The 23,139-nt window shown below is 66.5% G+C and carries 18 protein-coding genes; 7 read left to right on the top strand and 11 right to left on the bottom strand.

Annotation, left to right across the window (positions count from 1 at the left end; translation table 11 throughout):
• Positions 1–189 precede the first annotated feature (189 nt).
• Genes HNO52_RS09040 through HNO52_RS09025 form a run of 4 tightly spaced genes read left to right on the top strand, consistent with a single transcriptional unit; the run spans position 190 to position 3,891 of the window.
• The gene (locus HNO52_RS09040) at positions 190–792 is read left to right on the top strand and encodes a helix-turn-helix domain-containing protein (protein ID WP_197568804.1); all 603 of its coding nucleotides are present in this window, start codon (positions 190–192) and stop codon (positions 790–792) included.
• Positions 789–1,451 carry a response regulator transcription factor gene (locus HNO52_RS09035; RefSeq protein WP_197568803.1) on the top strand — a complete coding sequence of 221 codons (663 nt, stop codon included), beginning with the start codon at positions 789–791 and terminating at the stop codon, positions 1,449–1,451. Before HNO52_RS09040 ends, HNO52_RS09035 begins: the two co-directional genes overlap by 4 nt.
• On the top strand, positions 1,448–2,821 hold the full coding sequence (locus HNO52_RS09030; protein ID WP_197568802.1) for a sensor histidine kinase: 1,374 nt from the start codon (positions 1,448–1,450) through the stop codon (positions 2,819–2,821). Before HNO52_RS09035 ends, HNO52_RS09030 begins: the two co-directional genes overlap by 4 nt.
• A complete protein-coding gene (locus HNO52_RS09025) occupies positions 2,818–3,891 on the top strand; it encodes an ABC transporter substrate-binding protein (protein WP_197568801.1) in 1,074 nt (357 codons plus the stop codon). Before HNO52_RS09030 ends, HNO52_RS09025 begins: the two co-directional genes overlap by 4 nt.
• Before the next feature lie 82 nt (positions 3,892–3,973).
• Here HNO52_RS09025 and HNO52_RS09020 read toward each other — a convergent pair whose 3' ends face one another.
• The 4 genes from HNO52_RS09020 to HNO52_RS09005 form a co-directional block, all read right to left on the bottom strand.
• Positions 3,974–4,411: a septal ring lytic transglycosylase RlpA family protein gene (locus HNO52_RS09020; RefSeq protein WP_197568800.1), complete on the bottom strand. Its 438-nt coding sequence runs from the start codon at positions 4,409–4,411 to the stop codon at positions 3,974–3,976.
• 77 nt (positions 4,412–4,488) lie between these two features.
• Positions 4,489–5,949, bottom strand: coding sequence for a sodium-dependent transporter (locus tag HNO52_RS09015; RefSeq protein ID WP_197568799.1), 1,461 nt, complete (start codon positions 5,947–5,949; stop codon positions 4,489–4,491).
• A gap of 161 nt (positions 5,950–6,110) precedes the next feature.
• Positions 6,111–7,211: a 4-hydroxyphenylpyruvate dioxygenase gene (hppD, locus tag HNO52_RS09010; RefSeq protein ID WP_197568798.1), complete on the bottom strand. Its 1,101-nt coding sequence runs from the start codon at positions 7,209–7,211 to the stop codon at positions 6,111–6,113.
• Between the two features lie 493 nt (positions 7,212–7,704).
• The gene (locus tag HNO52_RS09005; protein WP_197568797.1) at positions 7,705–8,313 is read right to left on the bottom strand and encodes a LysE/ArgO family amino acid transporter; all 609 of its coding nucleotides are present in this window, start codon (positions 8,311–8,313) and stop codon (positions 7,705–7,707) included.
• Positions 8,314–8,407: 94 nt separating this feature from the next.
• Between HNO52_RS09005 and HNO52_RS09000 the strand changes: the two genes are divergently transcribed.
• Positions 8,408–9,340, top strand: a complete 933-nt coding sequence (locus tag HNO52_RS09000; protein WP_197568796.1) for a LysR family transcriptional regulator ArgP — start codon at positions 8,408–8,410, stop codon at positions 9,338–9,340.
• Between the two features lie 21 nt (positions 9,341–9,361).
• Here HNO52_RS09000 and HNO52_RS08995 read toward each other — a convergent pair whose 3' ends face one another.
• From HNO52_RS08995 to HNO52_RS08970, 6 genes are all read right to left on the bottom strand, one after another.
• Positions 9,362–9,667: an MTH1187 family thiamine-binding protein gene (locus HNO52_RS08995; protein ID WP_197568795.1), complete on the bottom strand. Its 306-nt coding sequence runs from the start codon at positions 9,665–9,667 to the stop codon at positions 9,362–9,364.
• Positions 9,668–9,693: 26 nt separating this feature from the next.
• Entirely contained in the window at positions 9,694–14,595 is a 4,902-nt protein-coding gene (locus HNO52_RS08990; RefSeq protein WP_197568794.1) for a coiled-coil domain-containing protein, read from the bottom strand.
• Positions 14,592–15,425 (bottom strand): hypothetical protein, encoded by an 834-nt coding sequence (locus tag HNO52_RS08985; RefSeq protein ID WP_197568793.1) that lies wholly within the window; start codon positions 15,423–15,425, stop codon positions 14,592–14,594. The genes HNO52_RS08990 and HNO52_RS08985 overlap by 4 nt, the downstream gene beginning before the upstream one ends.
• A complete protein-coding gene (locus HNO52_RS08980; RefSeq protein ID WP_197568792.1) occupies positions 15,422–16,855 on the bottom strand; it encodes a hypothetical protein in 1,434 nt (477 codons plus the stop codon). The genes HNO52_RS08985 and HNO52_RS08980 overlap by 4 nt, the downstream gene beginning before the upstream one ends.
• A gap of 150 nt (positions 16,856–17,005) precedes the next feature.
• The gene (locus tag HNO52_RS08975) at positions 17,006–17,659 is read right to left on the bottom strand and encodes a dienelactone hydrolase family protein (protein ID WP_232090688.1); all 654 of its coding nucleotides are present in this window, start codon (positions 17,657–17,659) and stop codon (positions 17,006–17,008) included.
• A gap of 99 nt (positions 17,660–17,758) precedes the next feature.
• Positions 17,759–18,340, bottom strand: a complete 582-nt coding sequence (locus tag HNO52_RS08970; protein WP_197568791.1) for an endonuclease dU — start codon at positions 18,338–18,340, stop codon at positions 17,759–17,761.
• Between the two features lie 60 nt (positions 18,341–18,400).
• On the opposite strand from HNO52_RS08970, the gene HNO52_RS08965 reads away from it, so the two are divergent.
• Positions 18,401–20,419 carry a RecQ family ATP-dependent DNA helicase gene (locus HNO52_RS08965; protein ID WP_197568790.1) on the top strand — a complete coding sequence of 673 codons (2,019 nt, stop codon included), beginning with the start codon at positions 18,401–18,403 and terminating at the stop codon, positions 20,417–20,419.
• Here the strand turns inward: HNO52_RS08965 and HNO52_RS08960 are convergent.
• Complete coding sequence (locus tag HNO52_RS08960; RefSeq protein ID WP_197568789.1) at positions 20,392–21,954, bottom strand: sigma-54-dependent transcriptional regulator; 1,563 nt, start codon at positions 21,952–21,954, stop codon at positions 20,392–20,394. The genes HNO52_RS08965 and HNO52_RS08960 overlap by 28 nt on opposite strands.
• A gap of 302 nt (positions 21,955–22,256) precedes the next feature.
• Here HNO52_RS08960 and phhA point away from each other — a divergent pair, with 302 nt between their 5' ends.
• Positions 22,257–23,093, top strand: coding sequence for a phenylalanine 4-monooxygenase (phhA, locus tag HNO52_RS08955; RefSeq protein WP_197568788.1), 837 nt, complete (start codon positions 22,257–22,259; stop codon positions 23,091–23,093).
• The last annotated feature ends 46 nt before the right edge of the window (positions 23,094–23,139 follow it).

Raw genomic sequence — 23,139 nt, 5'->3', positions numbered from 1 at the left:
TTGTTGTCCCTCCGGTCTTGGCGTGTTGTGGAAATGTGGCTTGCGGTATTTCATCGGCTACCTTACAATTCTGTAAGGCAGAACAACGTTCTTCAGAGTAGAAATTAGGCGCACCGCCAGGCAGCGTCAATGCATGGGGTTGCAATTGCGACCAAAGTTCTATGCCTCAAGACTCAGGAGACCCATGGCATGGCCCAGGATCGCGTCGAGGCCGTCGAGCGCGCACTGACCGTATTGGAAGCGTTCGATGTCGATCAGGAAGCCTTCACCCTGGCCGAGCTCGCCCAGGCGACCGGTTTTTACAAAAGCACCCTGCTGCGCCTGCTGGGCTCCTTGGCCCGTTTCGATTACGTGCAGCGCAGCCGCGATGGTCGCTGGAGCCTGGGTAGCGCGCCGCTTCGACTGGCACGACGTCATCCCCCTAGCCGTCATCTGACCACCCGCATCCAGCCGCTGCTCGACCGACTGGCCGCCCACACCGGCGAGACCGCCGCCCTGATCGAAAGCCATGGGCGCCAGGCCGAATGCCGGCTGGTGGCCCTGCCCGACGCCGCGCTACGTCACGAACTGCGCCCGGGCAGCCAATGGCCACTAGCGGCCGGTGACGACCCGCGCCCCGAACTTCCTGGCGGTGAGATGCTGCTGCAAGCCCTGCCCAGCGTTCCCGGAGAACCCAGGCGCTGGCTGACCCTCTCGGGCCCGGCGAGCCGTCTCGATGCACGTAGCGAGGCCGCGCTGAGAGCGGCGCGGGATGAATTGTCGGCCGTGAGCGAAGTGGAGGCGATGACATGAACGTGCTGCTCATCGAAGACGACCACCTGCTGGCCGAAACCCTTCAGGATGCGCTTGCCCTGGAGGGCTACGTGGTGACGCATCTGGCCGACGGGGACGACGCAAGACAACACCTGGAGGAGCCCCAGCATGGCCACGCGCTGGTCCTGCTCGATCTCAACCTCCCCGGCGCCAGCGGGCTCGAGGTGCTCGAGACACTGCGCCGCCACGACCGCGATACGCCGGTGCTGATCCTCACCGCGCGAGGCGCGGTGGAGGATCGCGTGCGTGGGCTCGACCTGGGGGCCGACGACTACCTGGCCAAACCCTTTTCGCTGGAGGAGCTCGAGGCCCGTGTACGCGCGCTGCTTAGACGGCGAGTACGAGGACAGGAATTGCGCGTCGGATCGCTGCACTTCGATGGCCTGGCACAACGCTTCACCCTTGCCGGCGAGACCTTGGCTCTGCCGCCCAGGGAGCAGCGCCTGCTCGGCTGCCTGATGCGTCACGCTGGCGAGCCCGTCGACAAGGCACGCCTCGCCGACGAAGCCTTCCAGGGCGAACCCATGGGCGACAATGCCATCGAGGTCTACGTGCACCGGCTGCGCAAGCGGCTGGACGGCAGCGACGTCGCCCTGCGCACGGTACGTGGCCTCGGCTACCTGCTGGAGGCGACGTGAAACGCGGCGACAGCCTATACCGCAGGCTGCTGGCCTGGTTGCTGCTGCCACTGCTGGCGCTTGGTGGCTTGATGGTGTTCCAGGCCTGGGTGGACGCACGCCACACCGCCGACCGCGCCTTTGATCGTCTGCTCGAGGCGGCCAGCCTGGCGATTGCCGAACAGGTCCAGTGGCAGGACGATCGGCTGTGGCTCGACCTGCCCCCGGCGGCTCTGGACATGCTCGCCACCGACGCCGAGGAACGTGTCTTCTACAGCCTGGTGGATCGGGACGGGCGCTTCATCACCGGCAACGCCGAACTGCCCGGCGACGAACGCGGCGACAGCCAGGATGGCGACACGCTGCTCTACCGCAACGTCGAGTGGCAGGGCTTGACACTCCGCCAGGGCGTGCGCCGCTCTCGCCTGGAGGACTGGCGCCTCAGGGAGCGCTTCGAGATTCGCGTGGCCCACAGCCGCGAGGGTCGCAATGCGCTGACCCACGAACTGCTGCGCGCCAACCTCGCCTACATTCTCGCCATGGCCCTGATTGCCATCGTGGTTCTGCTGGTGGCCATTCGCTCGGCACTGAGACCGTTGACGCGACTGAGGCACGCCATTCGTGCCCGCGACCCGCGCACCCTGGAGCCCCTCGACCTGGCACTGCCTCGCGAACTGGCCGAACTGCGCGAGACTCTGAACGAACTGCTGGCACGCATGCGTCGGGTACGCGCCAATCAGGAACGCTTCATTGGCGACGCCTCGCATCAGCTTCGCACCCCACTGGCGGGTCTCTCGGCGCGAGCCGAACTGGCTCTGCGCCACAACGACCCCACCCGCTGGCGCGACGCCCTTAGCGCCATGCAGGCGACCAGCGCGCGTACCGCGCGGCTGGCTATGCAGCTGCTGTCGCTGACGCGGCTCGACAATCCCGAGTACCGCCCCGAACTAACCCCCCTGGATCTCAACGAACTCGCCCGCCAGGCGGTTCGCGACCACTGGGCCGGCTGCCATCGCCAAGGTATAGACCTTGGCGTGGAGTGCGCCCCACGACCCGTTCGGGTCCATGGCATCGACTGGCAATTGCAGGAAGCATTGAACAACCTGATCGATAACGCCTGTCGCTACGGCGCCCGACGCATCACATTGCACACCCATGCACAGCCGCCCATGCTGGAAGTGGAGGACGACGGACCGGGCATCCCCGAATCTCGCCGCCTGCTTGTGCTGCGTCCTTTTCACCGCGGTGAGGAGGGAGGGGAAGGCTCGGGACTCGGCCTGGCCATCGTCGACAGCATTGCCCGCGCCCACGGCGCCCGGGTCGAGCTGGCCCAGGGTCATGATGGACGCGGACTCATCGTGCGCCTGCGCTTCAGCGAGGAGAGCCCATGATCCGCATCCTGTTCTGGTGGCTTCTCGCCCTGTGGAGCCTGACCGCCACCGCCGAGGAAACCCTGCACTACCCCGCCGACATCGACGCGGGGGGACCTCAGGCGCTAGTCATCCACGCCGCCTTGGACCTGCCACAGGTACGCCCCTTGCTCGAGGCGTTTCATCGCCGTCATCCGCGCATCGAGCTGACCTACCGCAACCTGACGACCCTTGAGCTTCACCAGCGCTTTATCGATGCACCGGACGCCGCCGACGTGGTGCTCTCCTCCGCCATGCCCTGGCAATACCATCTCGCCAACGACGGCCACGCCCAGGCGCTCGAAAGCGACGTGGCTCGGCAATGGCCAGCGTGGGCCCAGTGGCGCGGCGAACTATTCGCCTTCACCTTCGAACCGATCGTGATGGTGGTGCATCGCGACCTGATTGAACGTTTCGGCGAGGTGCGTAGCCACGGTGACCTGCTCGAGCTGTTGAGCGACCACGCCGACGCCTTGGCGGGCCGCATCGTCAGCTACGATCCGGTGCGCAGCGGGGCAGGATATACCTACGCCATCGAGGAGTCGCGACTCTCGCCGCGCTATTGGGATTTGGTCTCGGCCCTGGGGGGCGCGCGCACGGTGCTCACCGGCACCACCAGCGAGATGCTCGACGGACTCGAGGAGGGTCGCTACCTGCTGGGCTACAACCTGCTCGGCAGTTACGTACGCGATGCGGTGGCGGATCATCCGCAGCTGGTCATGGTGGTACCTGAGGACTATGCCCTGGTCACCCAGCGCCTCGCCTTCATGCCGCGCTTGGCGCCGCATCCCGAAGCGGCTGCCCTGTTCATGGAGTTCCTGCTCAGCGAAGACGGCCAGCGCGTGATCGCCGAACAGACCAACCTCGGGGCCATGCACCCCGCCCTCTCCGGGCCGGGCACCGCCGATGCCCTGCGCGCCGAAGTCGGTGACGCGCTGCGTCCGATCGCGATCGGTCCCGGGCTGCTGGCCACGCTGGATAGACTCAAGCGCGAGGCCCTGCTGGCCCGCTGGCGTCGTGAATTCCAGCGTCAAGTGCCGACACTACGCTGAGCGCGATAGCGAGCCTCGCCACCGCTCTGCCATCGGAACCAGAAACACGGCGTTGAGCGAATACGCACCGGATGAGGACGCTTCACTCAGGCGACAGCTGCACCTCCGCCACGCCCTGCCCGAGCATGTCGAGCTCTTCGGCCGCACGTCGCGAGAGATCGATGACACGACCGCGCACGAAGGGTCCGCGGTCGTTGATGCGCACCACCGTCTCGCGACCGTTGTCCAGCCGCGTCACCCGGACCCGGGTGCCGAATGGCAAGCTGCGGTGCGCCGCCGTCAGCGCGTTGCGATCATGGGCTTCGCCACTGGCGGTGCGACGGCCATGGTAACGGTCGGCATAGAACGAGGCCTGCCCCTGCTCGCCATGCCAGCCCGAAGGTGCCGATACCCGCTCGCCACCACGGCCACCATCACGTCCGGCACAGCCGGCAATCAAGAGCAGTACCAGAAGCGCCAATGCGCCTCGCAGCAAGCGAGACGCAACCAGGCCGGTAGCGTAAGTAGTGAGTGAGATCATCCTGTCATCTCGATGTAACGTCTTAGCGGACCCGGCCCGACATTAACGGCTTGCCCCGATCGGAGCAAGCCCATCGCTCAGCCAGCCAGCGTGCGCCGCAGCCTGGGGCTCACCAATTCCCCCATCAGCGTGACCAACGCCAGCACGCCAAGCAGCCATGGCCAATGCAAGCCGAACTGCAGCCGCGCAATGCCTAGCGCATCGACGAAGATCATGAGGATGCCCAGTGGGCTGACGTAGCGCACCATGAACAGCCACAGTGCATGCCAGTGCGGTGCCAGCCCCAGCTCCTCGCGGAAGGTCTCGCTCTTCAGCACGAAGCCGGCCAGCAGTACCATGCCCAGCCCGCCCAGCGGCATCATCCAGCGCGAGGTGAGATAATCGAGCCAGTCGAAGAAATGGCGGCCGGCCAGGGTCCAGTCGGCACCGACGTTGAACGACAGCATCGCCAGGCTGCTGACCAGCCACAGCACGATACCGGTGCCCCAGGCCGCGGTGCGACGAGAGATGCCCTTGTTGTCGACCAGCCAGGAGACGGTGGCCTCGACCATGGAGATCGACGAGGTCAGCGCCGCCATTGAAAGCATGATGAAGAACAGCACGCCGAACAGCGTACCCAGCGGCATGGCCTGGAAGGCCAGCGGCAGGCTCATGAACAGCAGCCCGGGACCGCCTTCGGGACTCATGCCGTTGGCGAAGATCACCGGGAAGATCGCCAGGCCGGCCATCAGCGCCACCAGCGTATCGGCCACCGCCACGCCGAGGGTGGTACGAGCGATCGAGGCGCCGGCGGGCAGGTAGCTGCCGTAGGTGAGAATCGCACCGGACGCCAGGGACAGGGTGAAGAACGCATGCCCCAGCGCGGCCAGCATTCCTTCACTGGACAGGCTGCCGGTATTGAACGAGAACAGGAAGCTCCACGCCTCGCCGAAGCCGCCCGAGAACGCGCCGTAGCCGATCAGGATCAGCAGCATGATCACCATGCCCGGCATCATCCAGCTCACGCTCTTCTCGATACCCCCTTGCACCCCCTTGCCCACGATCAGCATGGTCGCCAGTGTCACCAGGGTGCTCCAGAAGCCGAGGTTCAAGGGATTCTCGTTGTTGGCGACGAAGATTGCCGCCATGTCCTCGACGCCACTGCCCGCCAAGCCGCCGGTCAGCATCTTCCACAGGTAGGAGAATGACCAACCGGCCACCACCACGTAGAACGAGAGGATCATGAAGCCACACAGCATCGCCATCCAGCCCAGCAGCGACCAGGCCGAGGAGCGTCCGGATTCGGTCACCACACGCCGCACGGCATCGATAGGGCTGCCACGGCCGCGCCGACCGAAGGCGATCTCGGTCATCATGACCGGCACACCCACCGCCAGGATGCACACCAGATAGACCAGCACGAAGGCGCCCCCGCCATGCTCGCCGGTCATGTAGGGGAACTTCCAGATGTTGCCCAGGCCGACGGCGGAACCCGTCGCCGCCAGTACGAAGCCCCAGCGGCTGAGCCACTGGACACGGGGTTGTTGTTGAGTCGTCATCAGATCACCAGGGGGAAATCGTTGTTATCGCTCGACGCAGCAATATGCACGCTGCAATCCATGCGATGCAACATTATTTTTGTAGAAATGGCTTGCTTTCAGTCGTTTCATAGCGGATACGAAACGCCCCCACCCAAGTGAATGGGTAGGGGCCATCGGGATCAATCCGCCTTGAGCACACCGCGGCGAATCTGATCCTCCTCGATCGATTCGAAGAGCGCCTTGAAGTTGCCCTCGCCGAAGCCATCGTTGCCCTTGCGCTGGATGATCTCGAAGAAGATCGGGCCGATCACGGTCTCGGTAAAGATCTGCAACAGCACGCCCTCGCCTTCGCCACCATCGATCAGCAAGCTGAGCTCACGAAGGTCCTCGACCTTCTCCTGATGGTTGGATACGCGCGCATCGACCTTCTCGTAGTAGGTGTCGGGCGTCGAGAGGAAGGTGACGCCGTTGTTGCGCAGCGCACGCACCGTGGCATAGATGTCGTCGGTAGCCATGGCCAAGTGCTGAATGCCTTCGCCGTTGTACTCGCGCAGGAACTCGGCGATCTGCGAGGTATCGTCGGCCGACTCGTTGATCGGAATGTGCATCTTGCCGCACGGCCCGGTCATGGCTCGAGAATGCAGGCCGGTCTTCTTGCCCTTGATATCGAAGTAGCGGTTCTCGCGGAAGTTGGCGATTTCGGTGTAGAAATCGGCCCAAACATCCATCTGGCCACGGTCGACGTTGTGGGTCAGGTGGTCGAGCACCCGGAGGCCCACGCTGTTGTCGTTGCGCGAGCGGCCGGGAATCGCCTCGAAGTCGATGTCGTAGATGGTGCGCCCTGCATCGTCGACCTTGTTGTCGACGAAGTAGAGCAGCGAGCCGCCGATGCCGCGAACGGCGGGAATGCCCACCTCGCCGGGGCCGACCGGATTCTCCATCGGCTCGGCGCCGTGAGCCACGGCATAGTCGAACGCCTGCTTGGCGTCGGCCACCTTCCAGGCCATGGCACAGGCGCTTGGGCCGTGTACGTGAGCGAACTCGGCAGCATGGCTGTTCGGCTCGGCGTTGAGTACGAAGTAGACGTTCTCCTGCTGGAACAGGAAGACCTGCTTGGAACGGTGCTTGCGGGTCTCGGTGAAACCCATGCGGTTGAACAGCGTACGCAGCGCCTCGATGCCTTCGGCGGTCGGCGCGCTGTATTCGACAAACTCGAAGCCGTTGGTACCGATGGGGTTCTCTTGGCTGATCGGTGACACGGTCTTGGCGGGTGCGTTCATGGTTACCTCCAGGGGATTACCGTTGTAATGTCGTGCAGTCATGGGTGCCGAACTGGTGCCCCCAGCCTAGTGCGCACGCTCTCCCCTCGAAACGCTCCTTTACGTCCTGGAGCGTGGGCGGCAGCTGCCCGCCCTCACCTATATCGTAAGAAAAACCTTACAGCGCTCTGAACACCTTAAATCCAGCCTTCGGGGTGGTTCGTCAGCCTGACACAGCGTAAAGCTATCTTTACAACCATCGTTCGAGTGTCAGCAGGGAAGCGCTGCACAAATTGGCGAGCGGACTCGGCGTCCCCAGATGAACCGCAAGGCGCACGGAGCACAGAACCGAGCGAAGCGACAAACAGCCGTAGGCTGGCCCCGAAGGGGCGAGAAGCCGAAGGCTGCGAGTCAGCCGGAGCATATGGGGGTATATGTGAGGATCCGCCGATCCGACGCTTCGGCACCGCGCAACGAAGCGATTCGCTCGCGCAGCCATTTAGGCAGTGTTTCCTCAAGGCATCATGGCGCCACTCGCCAACCTCCACGCCACCCAAGCCAGGATAAGGCCGATCGCCAGGTCGATGGCGCGCCAAACCCTTGGGCTCGCCAACCGCGGTGCCAGCCAGCCGGCAGCCGCCGCCAGGCCGAAGAACCAGCCGAACGAGGCCATCGCAGCCCCGATGAAGAACCCCAGCGGGCTCGGCTGAACCGCGCCGATGGCTCCCAGCAGCACCACGGTTTCGAGGTAAACCTGGGGATTGAGCAGGGTTACGGCAAGCGTAGCGGCCAGTGCCGCCTGCCACGATTGCGCACTGCCGCCGCCGGCCGTCAGGGATTGGCCGACCAGGACACGACGCAGGGACAGCCAGGCCTGCCAGGCAAGGAAGGCAGCACCGGCCCAGCGCGCCACTTCCATCAGCGCCTCCTGCTGGGCGATCAAAACACCGAGCCCCAGCACGCCCAGCCCCACCAGCAACCAGTCGCAAAGCGCGCAAACCCCGGCCACCAACCAGGCATTCTGACGGCGCAGGCTCTGCTGCAGCACGAAGGCATTCTGCGCCCCGATGGCGACGATCAATCCCGCACAGATCAGCAGACCATTGAGCCATGACAACCACATGATGTTTTCTCCCTGGCAAGTCGTAGTCACCAAGGCTAAGCTTCCAGCGCCAATTAAAGAAATGAATAAAGGCACTAGGGGATAAACAAAATCGATGCTCGATTACAAACTGCTGGAAGCACTGGTGGTAGTGCTCGACCAGGGCGGCTTCGAACGCGGCGCCCGTCATCTGGGCCTGACCCAATCCGCGGTGTCTCAGCGCATCAAGCTGCTCGAATCACGCCTGGGCCAGCCGGTGCTGGTGCGCAGCCCGCGCCTCGCCCCCACGCCGCTGGGCCGACGCCTGCTCAACCACGCCCAGCAGGTACGTCTGCTCGAGAGTGACCTATTGGGAGAAGTGCCCGCGCTAGGCAGCGGCGAGCAGCGCCTGCGCCTGGCTATCAATGCCGACAGCCTGGCGACCTGGTGGCCGGAGGCCATCGGGCGCTTCTGCGAACACTACCGGGTACTGTTCGAGCTGGTGGTGGAGGATCAGGAAGTGGCGCTCAAGCGCATGCGCGACGGCGACGTGGCCGGCTGCATCTGCGATTCACCCACGCCGGTACAGGGGGCGCGCAGCCACGCATTGGGCAGCATGCGCTATCGCGCCCTGGCCAGCCCCGCCTTCATGGCGCGCTATTTTGCCGATGGCGTGACGCCGGAGGCGCTGCACCATGCACCAGCCATCGTCTTCGGCCCCGACGACCGGCTGCAGCATCGATTCCTGGCCATGTACGGCGTGGAGCCTCCCTTCCCCCACCACCTGTGTCCTTCGTCGGAAGGTTTCGTCGGCCTGGCGCTGGCAGGACTCGGTTACGGCATGGTGCCGGAGCGTCAGGCCGAGCGCGAACTCAGCGAGGGCAGGCTGCAGGAAATCGACCCCGGTCCGCACCTGGCCGACGGCCGCCTGGTCGACCTCTCGCCGGGCTACGTGATCGACGTACCGCTCTACTGGCACCACTGGCGCCAGGGCGGCAGAATCCTCGACGCCCTGACCGACCACCTGCTGCGCCTGGGTGACGCCTGGCTGGCGCCGTTGCCGACCTGAACAACGCTGCGTGATGACGGCTCAGGGGCTACGCAGTTTGTTCTCGACGCTAGACACCTTGTCGGCCATGGACTGCTCGCGGTCGGTACGGGTGCCGAGCTTGATGGTGGTGGTGATGCGCGGCGCACCCATCTCGTGCACTACCTCATGGCAGCGCTTGACCACTGCCATCACCTCGTCCCACGGCCCCTCGATATTGGTGCCGTAGGCGTGCATGTTGTGCTCGAGACCCGAGGCCTCGATCACCCGCTGGCAGGCGGTGATCTGCGGCGAGACCGATACCCCCACCCCGAGCGGGACGACGCAGAGATCGATGATGACGTGCATACGTTTTCTCCTATCCATTCATCGGTTCAGGTCGGCTCCGCCTCGCTGACATGAATGCCGAACAGGCTGGCCTCGCCGACGCTGCGCCCCACCCACTCCGGCGGCGTGATGCGGCCGTCGCGCACCATCACGTGGCCGCCCTGCCCTTGGGCGCCGCCGATTACGCTACCCACCAGGTAGGTGGGGAAGATGTCGGGGTCGTTCTCGTAGTTGGGGTTGTGGATCAGACCGATCATCTGGAAGCGTCCGCGGGTGTTGCGCAGCGACTCCAGCGAGTCCTGGATCAGGCGGCGATGCGAGAGCTTGGAGAACAACCCGTCGAGCAGGATGACGCTCTCGCGGCTGGTGCGTGCGCGGCGGCGGTGGTGCCCCGGCAGTTCGCGCAGCTCGCGCTCGATGGCGAATTCCGAGAGCTTGACCAGCCACATCAGCGAGACCGCCTCACGCTGGCCTTCCGACATCTCCTCGTTGAGCGAGAACAGGCGCCCGTGCGGACGAATGGCGTCGTGCTTGAGACGGATCGCCACGTCGTGGAACAGCCCGCGATAGATGCGCCGGCGGATCTGGCGCAGCAGGTCGTCGTCGCGCCGGCGCGCCTCGCCGTCGATCATGCCGCCGTCACGCTCGGCGCGGCGGCGCATGGCCGCCTGGTGCTCGTCGATGTCCGCCAGCAGCGTGGCGATCAGATCGCGCAGCTGGTCGGGGCCGATCAGCGAGGCCTTGACCTCGAAGAAGGCGCCACCCTCGCCGCTGCTCTTGGCCACGCGCTTGAGGATGTCGAGATTGCCGGCAGCGTCCGAGATGATCGAGCTGAGCCGCTCCACCAGGGTGCCTTCGATCTGCTCACGCGAGGCATGCAGCCGCTCGACCCGCACGCGATGCTCGTCGAGCTGGCCGGCGAGTTGATCGTGCAGCCGCGAGAGGTCGTCCAGCGCCTCGGCGCTGGCATGCGTCAATCCGGCCAAACGGGCCCGCTCGGTATCGCTGAACAGCCGGCTATGCGCCGCCTCGGCGAGTGCCTCGGCCAGCTTGCGCTCGCCGCCCTCGACCTGGCGGGCCTGGCGCTCGCGGTTGCGCGCCCGCTCGCCCAGGTTGAGCCCGCCCAGGGCGTCGGCCAGGGTCTGCTGGCACGCCTCCAGCGCTTCGACGTCGAATTCGTCCTGCTCGCTCTTATCACCGGCCATGACGCGCCAAGCGTCGAGGGCGGCGTTACGCGCCTCGAGCTCGTCCGTGTCGCTGGGCCAGCGGCTGGCCTCTTCGAGATCGACCAGCGCCGCCAGGCGCCGCGGCCAGCCCTCGGGCAGCTCGCGCAGTACCCGCAGCCACTCCACCGCCAGCTGGTCGACGCAGGCCAGTGCGCGGCGCTGCTCGCCAAGACGCACCTCCAGCACGTCCCGCTCTGCCGAAAGCGTCTTGCGCTTGTCGCGCAGCTCGCCGAGCTCACGCTTGACCCGGGCGATCTCGCGCTCGAGCTTCTGGCTGCCGCCACCGGCGTCGCGCACCTCCAGATAGGCACGAATACGCGTGAAATCGAAGTCGGCGCGCCGGGTCGTCCGCGACTGCGACGCTTCCAGTTCGGCCTGCACCTCGGCGGCGCTGGCCATGAAGTCAACTCCGCCATCGGCCTCGAAGCGTGCCAGGGCGCGCAGCCGATCACGCTCGCCGTCGCTGAAGAGGCCGCGCAGTTGGGCCTCGGTCTCTTCGACCTGGCTCTTGAGCGTCTCACGCTGCTCCTCGGCGGCGGCCAGACGCACGCTCGCCTCATTCAGGTGCCGTTCGAGCTCGGCGAGACGCGTCTCCAACGCCTGCAGCCGCTCGACGCCACCGGCGTCACTGAACTGCTCGGCGGCAAGCCAGGTCGGCCCGTGCACCTCCAGCTCGCGGGCCGCACGCTCGCGTTGGGGCGTAAGCTCGGCCAGTGCCGTCTCGGCCTCGAGCCGCTCCTCGGCGGCTTCCTGCTGGGCGATCTCGCCGCCCTCTTGCAGGTAGCGCTGATAGTCGTCGATACAGGCCAGCGCGGTATCGCTCAGCCGTGGGGCCAGCGCGGCCTCACGTTCGACCAGCACCGCCTGCTGCTCGGCCAGCGCCTCCAGACTTACTTCGACATCCGCCTCGTCGGCCTCACGGGCGCGCAGCGCCAAGGCGAATGTCTCGCCATGGGGATCGAGCCGCTCGCACTCGATAGCCAGCGCCTTTTGCCGCTCACGGTCGGCAGCAAGCCGCTTCTCGGTGGCCTCGCGCAGCGCCTCGAGATAGCTCGGGTCCAGCGCGGCTTTCACCGCCAGGGTTTCCACCCCGGCCACTGCGCCCAACGGCGCCTCGCCTCGGGCCAGCAAGTCGGCCAGCGCTTCAGCCTCGAACACCGGCACCGCCAGCCCCGCCTCGATCAGCGCGGCGGCGGCGGATTCGGCCGCCTCGCGCCCCGCCACCACCGGGGCGAACAGCACCCCGGCGGCCTGCGCCAGCCATTCGCGACGCTGCTCGGTGGTATGCGTCTCGATGTTGAGCACTGCATGCAGCGGCTGCCAGGCGATGCCGCTATCGTCTAGGTGACGATGAGCCTCGGCCTCCACCACGCGCCGCTCCAGCGGATCGCCGGTGAGGCTCTCCAGATAACGCTCCCGGGCGGCGATGTCGGCTTCCAGCGTCTCCGCTTCGCGCAACAGTCGCGGGTAGCGGCGCCGGGCATCGACCAGCCACTTCTCCGGGGTCAGCTCGCTGCGCTCGGCGAAGTCGAGCCGCGCCCGGTGCAGCGTGCGTAGGTGGATCTCTTCCTCCGTCAGCCGCTGATGTTCGTCGGCCAGTTCGCGCTCGAGCTCACGCAGTCGCGCACGCAGATGCACCGGCTCGTCGTCACCGTGCAGCTCGCCATAGCGTCGCGCCGCTTCGGCCAGCGGCGCCAGCCGTGCCAGGGTGCGCTCGGCGTCCTGGCGGCGCTGTTCGGCCTCGCGGGAATTCGTCTCCAACTCGGCCAGTGCCGTCTTGCGCCGCGACCAGAACTCGCTCACCTCCTCTCCCGGCCAACCCTCGACAAAGGCGCGCCAGGGCGCCTGCCCGCGGGCCAGCAGGCCCTGTTCGCCGGTCAAGCGTTCGCGTTCGCCGTTGAGTCGCTCGCGCTCTGCACGAGCGGTCTCGAAGGCGGTGGCCACCTCGTCGCGACGAAGCGTCAGCTCATCGAGTGCCTCGGCCAGCTCGGCCTCGCGATCGAGCTTCTCTTCCAGCCGCTCGGCCGGCGCGGTGCCGGGGCACTCGCGGCGAAAAGCATCATGCCAGGCGGCGACCTGCTTGAGTTCGCCGACCCGGCCCAGGTGGGCATTGAGGGCGTGGCGAGCGTCGGCGGCATCGGTCTTGGCCGCTTCGCCGCTGGCCTCCGGGGTCTCCAGCTCGGCTTCGCTGAACAGTCCTTCCGAGAGCGCCTGAGTATAGAAACTCTGGTTATCGACGAAGTCGCGCTGCTGGGATTCGAGCCGTTCGCGCTCCTGCTCCATGTCGTCGCGGCGCTCATCGAGGGCCGTCAAGTCGCGCGTCAGTTCCTCGAGATAGACGCCGTCGCCGATCACCTCCTCACGGAAGCGGTTGCCGTCGGCCGCCTCGAAGGCGTCGGCCCCCTCATCCAGCGCGGAAAGCGCTCGGTCGCGGGCGGTATCGTCGGCCAGGGCGTGGCTTTCGCTCAGCCACTCGCGGGCGGCCTTGAAGCTGACGTGCCCCACGTCGCGATTGAGCGGCCACGCCGCCTCTGGGAGGTGGATCAGCCGGCGGTGCACGTCGACCCGGGCGCCGCGCTCGGAGAGCGCCTGCCGCACGGCCCGCTCGGAGAGGCCGGAGAGGCTCGCCAGCAATGAGGTCGAGACTCGGGGTCGCGACGTATCCCCGGCAATCCAGGCAAAGCCCTCCAGCGCAGGGGCCCCACACTCTTCGGGAGCCTCCACTGCGCTGGCGCGCGGTAGCCCTGGCAGGCCCAGCAACGCCTGGCCGCCCAGCAGCGCTTCGCTGGCCGCCAGCCCCTGGTCAAGCTCATCGAGTCGAACGCGGGCATCGCGCAAGGTCTCGCCCTGCTCGCGCAGCTCGGCCAGCCGCACCACCTTGTCGCTGGCGCGGCGCTGGTCGCTCTCGGCTTCTTCCAGGCGATGGCGCAGCTCGGTGATGTTGGTACCGGAGTTGAGGATGACCTCCTCGATCAGCTCCTCGCTCTCGTCGGTCTCGCCGCGGGTGGCGCCGGAGAGGATTTCGGGGGCCAGCACTTCGAAGAAGAACGCCTGGTCGGCCTTCTCGCCGGCGCGGGGCTTGATGGCGTTGAAGATCTGGCTCTTGTCGGCGCCGCCCTCCTTCTGGAAGGCCGCGAGCTGGGCCAGCTCGCGGCGTGACACGTGGGCGCCCACCGCCTCCAGCCACTCCTCGCGGTTGTGAGTCAGGCGCACACCGCGCTCGGCCATGACGGTCTTGACGTCGCGGTTGGCGTAGAGCGCCAGCTTGCCGTCAAGGGTGAGATGATGCACCGGCACGTCCTCGAGACGCCCGGCATAGTGGTAGAAGGAGAGCCCGCTGCCGTCGCTGTAGCCGTATAAGCCGAACACGAAGGTCTCGCCGGCCACTTCCTCTCCGGCCACCGCTAGCATGTCGTCCTGGCGCTCGAGCCCACTGCGTGAACGGAACTCTACCCGCAGGTGACTCCAGCTTCTCCCTTCACCGCCCACCGAAGAAGGCGAGCACTTCCGCCGCGTGCGGGAGAGCAGCGTGCGGTCGCGCGACAGCAGGCCGATCAGCGCCTCGGCCAGGGTGGTCTTGCCGAAGCCGTTCTCCATGCTGATGGCGCTGGATTGGCCGCGAAGGTCGAGCAGCACATGACGCATCTTGGCGTCCCAGGGCGAGGCCACGTCACCATGCTTGTTGAGCAGGTTGGCGACCTCGATGCGGTTGATCACGCTCATGCCTGGGTCTCCTCGCGCTCGTCGATGGGCACTTCTTCTTCGTCCACATGCCGGCTCGCCACGCGGCCCTGGGCCAGCGCATGCAGATGGGCGAGCTGGTGAATGCCGATTTGTTCGCTCTCCAGCGCCCCGAGCAGGGTCTGCTGCCAGACCTCGCCGCCGCCCTCTTCGCTGGCCGTTGCCGGATCGGCCTCGCGCAGGCCTTCGAGCAGGCCGGCACGTACCTGCAGGTCGACGAAGGCGCGCACCCGGCGACTGATGTCTTCGCCGCGCTCTTCGAGCAGTGCCCGGCTGGTTTCCGGCGCCTCCTCGCCCAAGGCACGCAGAGACTCGAGCTGGTCACGCATCAGTTCGACCAGTTCGGCACCGGCGAAGGTGGCCTCCTGGTAGCGGCTGACGTCGGAGAGCGCGCGGTTGTAGCGGGTATAGAGCAGCGTGTGCATCAACAGCCACAGCTGCAGGTACCACTGGGCCAGCTCGGCGCGGCTCTCCTGACGTAGCTTGAGCGCCTCGAACACCGGCTCGCGGGTATACAGCGGCGGCTGCTCCAGCTCCGGGTCGGGCAGCAGCGCGTAGTAGCGCGAACCGGGAGCGATCCCTGGATAGTCACCCGACTCAAAGGCCTTGAGCCTCAGCCCTTGGCCGCCCAGGAAGTCGCGCAGCGCCTCGCGCTCGCCCTCGCTGGCGTCGTCGATCAGCGCGCAGACGTCACGCTCGGAGAGCTGGCCTTCGCGGGCGGCACGGCGCTTGCGCCCGCCGCCCGGGGTGCGTTCGGCGCTGCGATAGCGCAGCAGGTAGGCGACCACCTCGCCCATCTCGGTCATGTTCATACAAGTTCTTCCTTAAAAAAGCCGAGGGACGGGGTCACGGCCCCTTCGATGCGGCGGCCGTCATCGAGCCGGAGCTCGAACGGCGTGGCGTCGATGCCCACCGTCAGCCCCGAGTCGAGCAGCTCGGTGTCGACGAAGGTGTTGAGCAACTGCGCCAGGCAATCGCCCTCCTCGAAGCGGTGCCAGCCTTCGGCCAGCGCCTCGGGCAGCGACAGCGGTGCCTGCTGGATGCGCTGACGCAGCGCCGGGCCGCGCGCCTCGAGGAAACGCGCCAGTAACGGGTCCTCAGGGGCCGCATCGCCGGCCTCGTCGAACACCAGCGCCGAGGCGCTGGCTTCGGCACGGCGGCTTTCGAGCAGCGGTACCAGTGGCGCCAGGCGCGGGAACGTCGCCTGCACGTGCAGCGGCATCATGCGCGCCACCACTGCGTCGCGAAGCACGGCCGCAGGCGGCGCTTCGAGCAGTTGGCGCGCCATGTCCTGGAAATCGATCACGCCCATGGCCTGGATGCGCCCCTCGGCGATGTCGGCGAGAAGTTCGGAGAGACGGCGCGAGAGGTTCTCGATGGCGTTGAGTACCCGGCCGAGGGCGCTGGAGAGCACGCGCAGATCCCACTCCTCCTCCTGCGCTTCGCGCCAGCTTTCGAAGCGCTCCATCAGCCGCGGCGTGGCAAGCTGGGCGCGAGCATCGAGCAGCGTCTGCTGAATGTTGGTCAAGGCGTTGTGGTAATGGCGCTCGTTGTCGAGCAGCGCGGCCAGCTTGCCTTCCCGGGTGGGGTTCTCGCGCACCCGGCGCAGCTCCTGGGTCAACGCGCGGATGGCCAGCAGGATCTGGTTGGTGATGTCGGGAATGCGGGCGAAATCGCCTCGCGCCAGCGCGGCCAGCACCTTGGCGGCGTCGTATTCGGAGTAGAGCAGGTCCTCGACCTGGCTGGCCAGGGTCACCGCCTGGCGGCCGCTCGGCGTGAGCCGCACCTGGCCGGTCTGCCCCTGCTTCTCGACCAGAGCCGTGCGCTTGGTGCTGCGCCGGGCGCGGCCCTCGCCCGGCTCGCTCGCGGCGGGGGGTGCCTGACGAGCGGCCAGGAGTGCCTGACGAGCGGCCGGGGTCGCGGGCGACTGTCGAAAGTGAATCTCGCTGGGCGTGGCCAGCAGATTGATGACGAAGCTCAAGTCATCGTGCGGCAGCTGCGGATACATCTCGCGCAGATGGTTGAGGCAGCGGGTCTGGGAGACGAAGGAGCTATTGGTGGCGAAATCCTCGTCGAGCAGGTAGTCGAGCAGCAGGCAGCCGAGGTCGAGCCAATAGCCGTCTCGCAGGCCGCGACGCTGCTCCTGGCTGACCTGCACGAAGGGCGAGCCGGGTTCATGGGCGCTGTCATGCAGGTCGATCAGCCGCGTTGTGGCGACCAGCAGCTTGCTCCAGGCGGTCATGAAAACTTCCCTGCAGGCAAAGAAAAGAGGGGCATTATGCCAAGCTCGGCTGCTCGGGTCATGACGTGGTTGCGCCTGTCTTTCTACGCTCCGGGCCTTGAAGACCGGCGATGCCCGCAGGGCACCGCCGCAATACCTTCAGGAACGCTGCTAGAGATGCTCCAGGAAGAAACGGGTCGCCAACCGCTCCACTTCCTCGAGCTTGCCCGGCTCCTCGAACAGGTGCGTCGCGCCGGGCACGATGATCAGCTCGCATTCTCTGGCCTCGGTCATCCGCTCACGAGCCTGCTCGTTGAGTTCGATCACCGGCTCGTCATCGCCACCGACCAGCAACAGGGTCGGTACCTTCACCGCCGCCAGATGCCGACCGGCCAGGTCCGAGCGCCCGCCGCGGGATACCACCGCACGGACCTGCTCGGGCCGCTCGGCAGCGGCTATCAGCGCAGCGGCTGCCCCGGTGCTGGCGCCGAACAAGCCGATCGAGAGATGCCGGGTGAGATCGGCAGTGGCCACCCAGCCCACCGCCGCGGTCATGCGCGAACCGATCAGTGGAATGTCGAAGCGCAGCTCCCGGGTGCGCTCGTCGATCACGTTCTCGTCGGCGGTCAGCAGGTCGAACAGCAGCGTGGCCAGGCCTTGGTCGGCCAGGTGTTGTGCTACCCGGCGGTTGCGCGAACTGAAGCGGCTGCTGCCGCTGCCATGGGCGAAGACCACGATGCCGGTCGCGCCCTCGGGCAAGATCAGGTCCCCTTCCAGCGCGACACCGTCGGCATCGATCACGACACTCCTGGATATGGACGTCATAAGGCTACCTCCCGCTTTCCCCGTGATAGCTTTTCTCCGTGATAGCTTTTCTGCCCTGACGGCTCGATCCATCCAAGTGTAGGCGCGCAATCGTGTCCCCTACACACGTCCACTGCTTTCGCCCGTGGTCACGCCGCCGGCGATCAGGTGCGCCAACCGCAGCGGCTCGGGCACGCTGCCGTGGGGCGTGGTGGCGCGCAGGGTCGCGGCCGCCTCCTCTGCACTGAGCCCAACGCGTTGCACGTAGACGCCTTCGAGTGGTTCCATCTCGCCCAGGCGCTCGACCAGCGCCCACTTGCGCGCACCGCCGGGAATGCGCTCGAACAGCGCCCGGCGCATCGCGTCTCGGCGTGGTGCACGGCGTGCCACCACCAGCACCGGCAGCCCTAGCTCTTCGTGCACGCGCACTGCGTCGACGACGTTGAAACCGGCAAGAGCCACCCCCTGCAGCATGACGAGCTGCAAGTGCGCGGCAAAGCGCGAGCTGCCGACCAGGCGGATCAACTCTCGGGTACTGTTGACGCCGTCGCGGCGCACCTTGCCGGAGAGCACGCCCTCCAGGCGGAGCCCGGAGAAAACCGTGCCGACAATGGCCACGTCGCCGCGGTGCCCGCGCGGGAACGGACAATCGTCGAAGCCGACGATATGCGAGAATGTGCGCTGCCGCCCGGTGGTCGCCATGGCCTCCGCCTCAAGTCGATAGAATTCTGTGTTTACAACAACAGCGCAGGGAGTGCCTACATGATCGATCAGACGTTACAGCGAGTCTTCGGCTATGACGACTTCCGCCTCGGGCAGCGCCCTGTCATCGAAGCGATCACGGCGGGCCGCTCGGCGGCGGCGATCTTTCCCACCGGATCGGGCAAGTCGCTGTGCTACCAGCTGCCCGCCCTGCATCTGCCGCATCTCACCCTGCTCATCTCCCCGCTGCTGGCACTGATGCAGGATCAGCTCGCCTTTCTCGCGCGCCACGGCATCGCCGCCGCCAGCATCGACTCGAGCCAGAGCCGCGAGGAAGCGGCCGCGGTCATGGAGGGGGTCAAGCGCGGCGAGATCCGTATCCTGATGATCTCGGTGGAGCGGCTCAAGAACGAGCGCTTCCGCGCCTTCATCCGCCGCGTGCCGATCTCGCTGCTGGTGGTCGACGAAGCCCACTGTATCTCCGAGTGGGGCCACAACTTTCGCCCGGATTACCTCAAGTTGCCCCAGTACCGCCGTGAGTTTGGCATTCCCCAGGTGCTGCTGCTGACCGCCACGGCCACGCCGCGGGTGATCGCCGACATGCGCGAGCGCTTCGACATCGCCGAGGGCGACGTGACTGCCACCGGCTTCTATCGCCCCAACCTCAACCTGGAAGTGGCGCCGGTACCGGCCGAGATGCGCCCACGCCGGCTGGTCGACTGGCTGCGGCCCAAGCTTGGCGGGGAGCCGCCCGAGCCCACCATCGTCTACGTCACCCTGCAGCAGACCGCCGAACGCCTGGCCGCCTACCTGAGCAAGGCGGGCATGAGTGCCATCGCCTACCACGCCGGACTCGATGGCGAGACGCGCGAGCGTATCCAGCGCGACTTCATGGCCGGCCATACGCCCTGCATCGTCGCCACCATCGCCTTCGGCATGGGCATCGACAAGGCCGACATCCGCAACGTGGTGCACTTCGACCTGCCCAAGTCGGTCGAGAACTACAGCCAGGAGATCGGCCGTGCCGGCCGCGACGGCCGGCCCTCCGACTGCCTGATGCTTGCCGGGCGCGACCACGTCAACGTGCTGGAAAACTTCGTCTACGGCGACACCCCGGAGCCCGATGGCATTCGCCGCGTTATCGACGAGCTGATCGGCGCCTCCCAGGCTGGTGCCCATACCGCCCCAGGGCGCCAATGGGAGCTGGTGCTCAACTCGCTATCGCAGCACAGCAACATCCGCCCCCTGCCGCTCAAGACGCTGCTGGTGCAGCTCGAACTGCGCGGCATCATCGCACCGCGCTACAGCTACTTCGCCGAGTACCGTTTCCGCCTGCACGACGAGCCCGAAGCATTGGTGGGCCGCTTCGAGGGCGAGCGTGGCGCCTTCGTCCAGGCGATCCTCGATGCCTCGCAGCGTGCGCGAACCTGGTTCAACCTCGACTTCGCAGCACTCGAGCGCCTGGGGGGCGAACGCGGCCTCAACGTCGAGCGAGCCCGGGTGATCACCGCGCTGGACTACTTCGTTACCCAGGGCTGGATGGTGCTAGAGAGCAAGCAGATGACCGAGGTCTTCGACGTGCTGCGCAGCGATCTCGACCCCGCTGCCCTGACCGAAGAGCTGCACCGCTATTTTCGCGACAAGGAGCACGCCGAGGTCGAGCGGTTGCACGCCATGCTCGCCCTGTTCGAAAGCGAGGCTTGCCTCAGCCGCCGGCTCGCCGAATGGTTCGGTGACGAGCACGCGCCCCAGCAGTGCGGCCACTGCTCCGCCTGCCGCGGCCAGGTCGCGCGCCTGCCCGACCCCGCGCCACTCGAACCGCTGACGGCAGAAACCATCGAGCGGCTGGCCGGCGAACTGGCCCAGCAACTGGCCAGCAGCGGCGAGGCCCACTCCATCACGCCCGACCTGCTCGCGCACTTTCTGTGCGGCCTGACCGGGCCCCTGCTCACTCGTTTCAAGGCGCGACGCCTGGCGGGCTTCGGCGCATTGGAGGCCTATCGCTACGCGGAGGTGCGCGACCTGGCCGCCCGTACGATCCTGATCAACGGTCAGGCGTCGGCGGAACCGATGCCGTAGTGGCGCAGCTTGTTGGCCACGGTGGTATGCGACACACCAAGACGCTTGGCCAGTTGACGACTGGAGGGGTACTGCGGATAGAGCACGGCCAGTACCCGCCGCTCCACGTCGCCCATGATACCGGCCAGGCTACCGTCCAGATCGATGCCGGAAAGGCCCGGCGCCGCGCCCACGTCCGGCAGGCGCAGGTGGGCGGGCTCGATGGCGTCGCCCTCGCACAGCGACACCGCCTGGAACAGCACGTTCTCCAACTGACGAACGTTGCCGGGCCAATGGTAGGTCGATAGCCGCGCCAGCGCCGCCGGCGACAGCCCGGGCATGCGGCAACCGATCTGGCGCGCCGCACGGTCGATGAAGTGCAGCGCCATGGCCTCGATGCCGTCGAGGCAATCGCGCAGCGGCGGCACCGCCAGCGACAGCACGTTGAGCCGGTGATAGAGATCCTGGCGAAACAGCCCCTCGGCGCAAAGCTTGGGTAGGTCCTGCTGGGTGGCGCAGATCACCCGCACGTCGAGGTAGGTCTCCTCATCGCTGCCCACCCGTCGAAAGCCGCCGTCCTGCAGGAAGCGCAGTAGCTTGACCTGCAGGCGGGGGCTCATCTCCCCCACCTCATCGAGGAAAATAGTACCGCCCGCGGTCAGCTCCAGCAGGCCGAGCTTGCCCTCGGGGCGCGCACCCTCGAAGGCCCCCGGCGCATAGCCGAACAACTCCGTCTCGGCCATCGACTCCGGCAGCCCGGCACAATTGAGCGCCATGAACGGCGCCTGCCCGCGGGAGCTGGCCAGGTGACAGGCCCGTGCCAGCAGCTCCTTGCCGGTGCCGGTCTCGCCGTGAATCAACAGCGGCGCATCCAGCGGCGCCATCCGCCGCGCCTCGCGAATCAACGCCGCCAGCCGGGGGCTCGCCTGGAACAGCGCATCGAAGCCGCGCAGTTCCTGGCGCTGCACCTGATAGATTCGCTCACCGATGCGATCGGCGCTGTGCAGGGTCACCACGGCGCCGGCCAGGGAGGCCACGTCGTCGTGGTGCTCACGGTGCAGCGGGGCGATGTCGGCCAGAAAGGTGGCATCGCGCAGTTTGATGCGCAGGCCGTTGACCCGCGCATTGTTGCGCCGAATCAGCGCCGGGAGATCCACATCGGGCAGGTAGCGGTTGAGCGAAAGCCCCGGCACCTCGTCGATACGCACCCCGAGCAGTTGGCCGGCGGCGCGGTTGGCGGCGACGATGTGCCCTTCCATGTCGATCGACATCACTGGATCGGAGAGCGACGACAGCAGCGCATCGAGCTCCAGGTGCCGTCGCTCGCTCGGCATCAGGCTGACCCGGCGCACGCCGAACACGCCCGGCACCGCCTCGAGCACCGGTTTGAGCGTAGCCAGTTGGGCATTGAGCAGATTGGGGATGTGAAGGTAGATGGCGTTGCCATGCTCGCCACCGACCTCACCACGCGCGACGTTGAGGCCATAGTCGACGAAGTGCGAGACGATATCGCGCAGGATGCCGATACGGTTCTGGCAGTGAAACCTCAATCTCATTGGGCTTGGCCTCTGGGGCGTGATAGGAACGCAGCGGGGCGAGAGTGTCGTCAAAATTACGTCAAGAGGACGTGACTCGGCTGTAAAGATAACGTGACACCTCGGCCGACTCAAATACACCCGGGTCTTGGTTTGCCGAAAGCCGGCATGGGCTTGCCGCAAGTCGTCAGGATTTCTTTACAGCAGGACTGGGTGCCCGCCGTAAAGGTGGCGCCAAGAAGGAAAAATCTGGGCGCTGCGGCCCTAGACTCGGGTCAAAAGGTTCGCAAGACAAACACAAGACAGCCGACCGGAGTGACCCTATGACGTCATCCAATCCTCATCTCAGTGATGTCGCCAGCAAGACCGGCTACCGTGCGCGTCTGCCCGACGAAAACGGTTTCATCGACTGGTCAGAACAGGATAACGCCACCTGGCAGACCCTGATGCAGCGCCAGCTCGGCATGCTCGAGGGTCGCGTATGCCAGGAGTATCTCGACGGCCTGGAGCGACTGGCCCTACCCGAGGATCGGGTTCCCCAGCTCGCCGACATTGATCGCGTGCTCCAGGCCAGCACCGGCTGGCAGACCGCCCAGGTACCGGCATTGATACCGTTCAATACCTTCTTCGAGCTGCTGGCGAACCGGCGCTTCCCGGTGGCCACCTTCATCCGCACGCCGGAAGAGCTCGACTATCTCAAGGAACCGGACATATTCCATGAGATCTTCGGCCACTGCCCCATGCTCACCAACCCCGCCTTTGCCGAGTTCACCGCCACCTATGGCCGCCTTGGCCTCGCCGCCGAACCCAAGGAGCGAGTCTATCTGGCCCGGCTGTACTGGATGACGGTGGAGTTCGGCTTGGTGGACACAACGGACGGTCGGCGTATCTACGGCGGCGGTATCATCTCCTCGCCCAAGGAGACCCTGCATGCGCTATCGGATACTCCGGCGCACCAGCCGTTCGACCCCATCGAGGCCCTGCGCACGCCCTATCGCATCGATATCCTGCAACCGCTTTACTACGTGCTAGAGGACCTTTCGACCCTGCACGAGCTATCCCAGCAGGACATCATGGGCATGGTACGCCAGGCCATGGAACTGGGCCTGCATGAGCCGCTTTTCGAACCGGCCCCCAAGGCGGCAAAGGCCAAGGCCTGAACGCCCTTGCTCGATAGCCTTGGCAGACTACCCTGACCCAAACCAA

It is taken from the genome of Halomonas sp. MCCC 1A13316, assembly GCF_014931605.1.
Classification (GTDB): Bacteria; Pseudomonadota; Gammaproteobacteria; order Pseudomonadales; family Halomonadaceae; genus Halomonas.
Note: the sequence above shows the minus strand (reverse complement) of the source record. Positions and strands in the feature narration are given on the sequence as shown.

Excerpts from the sequence above, each read along its gene's own strand:
- phhA (WP_197568788.1), top strand. The coding sequence starts at position 22,257 with ATGACGTCATCCAATCCTCATCTCAGTGATGTCGCCAGCAAGACCGGC.
- HNO52_RS08990 (WP_197568794.1), bottom strand. The coding sequence starts at position 14,595 with ATGAGCGTGATCAACCGCATCGAGGTCGCCAACCTGCTCAACAAGCAT.
- HNO52_RS09000 (WP_197568796.1), top strand. The coding sequence starts at position 8,408 with ATGCTCGATTACAAACTGCTGGAAGCACTGGTGGTAGTGCTCGACCAG.
- HNO52_RS08960 (WP_197568789.1), bottom strand. The coding sequence starts at position 21,954 with ATGAGATTGAGGTTTCACTGCCAGAACCGTATCGGCATCCTGCGCGAT.
- HNO52_RS08965 (WP_197568790.1), top strand. The coding sequence starts at position 18,401 with ATGATCGATCAGACGTTACAGCGAGTCTTCGGCTATGACGACTTCCGC.
- HNO52_RS09015 (WP_197568799.1), bottom strand. The coding sequence starts at position 5,949 with ATGACGACTCAACAACAACCCCGTGTCCAGTGGCTCAGCCGCTGGGGC.
- HNO52_RS08980 (WP_197568792.1), bottom strand. The coding sequence starts at position 16,855 with ATGACCGCCTGGAGCAAGCTGCTGGTCGCCACAACGCGGCTGATCGAC.
- HNO52_RS08995 (WP_197568795.1), bottom strand. The coding sequence starts at position 9,667 with ATGCACGTCATCATCGATCTCTGCGTCGTCCCGCTCGGGGTGGGGGTA.
- HNO52_RS09025 (WP_197568801.1), top strand. The coding sequence starts at position 2,818 with ATGATCCGCATCCTGTTCTGGTGGCTTCTCGCCCTGTGGAGCCTGACC.
- hppD (WP_197568798.1), bottom strand. The coding sequence starts at position 7,211 with ATGAACGCACCCGCCAAGACCGTGTCACCGATCAGCCAAGAGAACCCC.
- HNO52_RS09040 (WP_197568804.1), top strand. The coding sequence starts at position 190 with ATGGCCCAGGATCGCGTCGAGGCCGTCGAGCGCGCACTGACCGTATTG.
- HNO52_RS08970 (WP_197568791.1), bottom strand. The coding sequence starts at position 18,340 with ATGGCGACCACCGGGCGGCAGCGCACATTCTCGCATATCGTCGGCTTC.
- HNO52_RS08975 (WP_232090688.1), bottom strand. The coding sequence starts at position 17,659 with ATGACGTCCATATCCAGGAGTGTCGTGATCGATGCCGACGGTGTCGCG.
- HNO52_RS09020 (WP_197568800.1), bottom strand. The coding sequence starts at position 4,411 with ATGATCTCACTCACTACTTACGCTACCGGCCTGGTTGCGTCTCGCTTG.
- HNO52_RS08985 (WP_197568793.1), bottom strand. The coding sequence starts at position 15,425 with ATGAACATGACCGAGATGGGCGAGGTGGTCGCCTACCTGCTGCGCTAT.
- HNO52_RS09005 (WP_197568797.1), bottom strand. The coding sequence starts at position 8,313 with ATGTGGTTGTCATGGCTCAATGGTCTGCTGATCTGTGCGGGATTGATC.
- HNO52_RS09035 (WP_197568803.1), top strand. The coding sequence starts at position 789 with ATGAACGTGCTGCTCATCGAAGACGACCACCTGCTGGCCGAAACCCTT.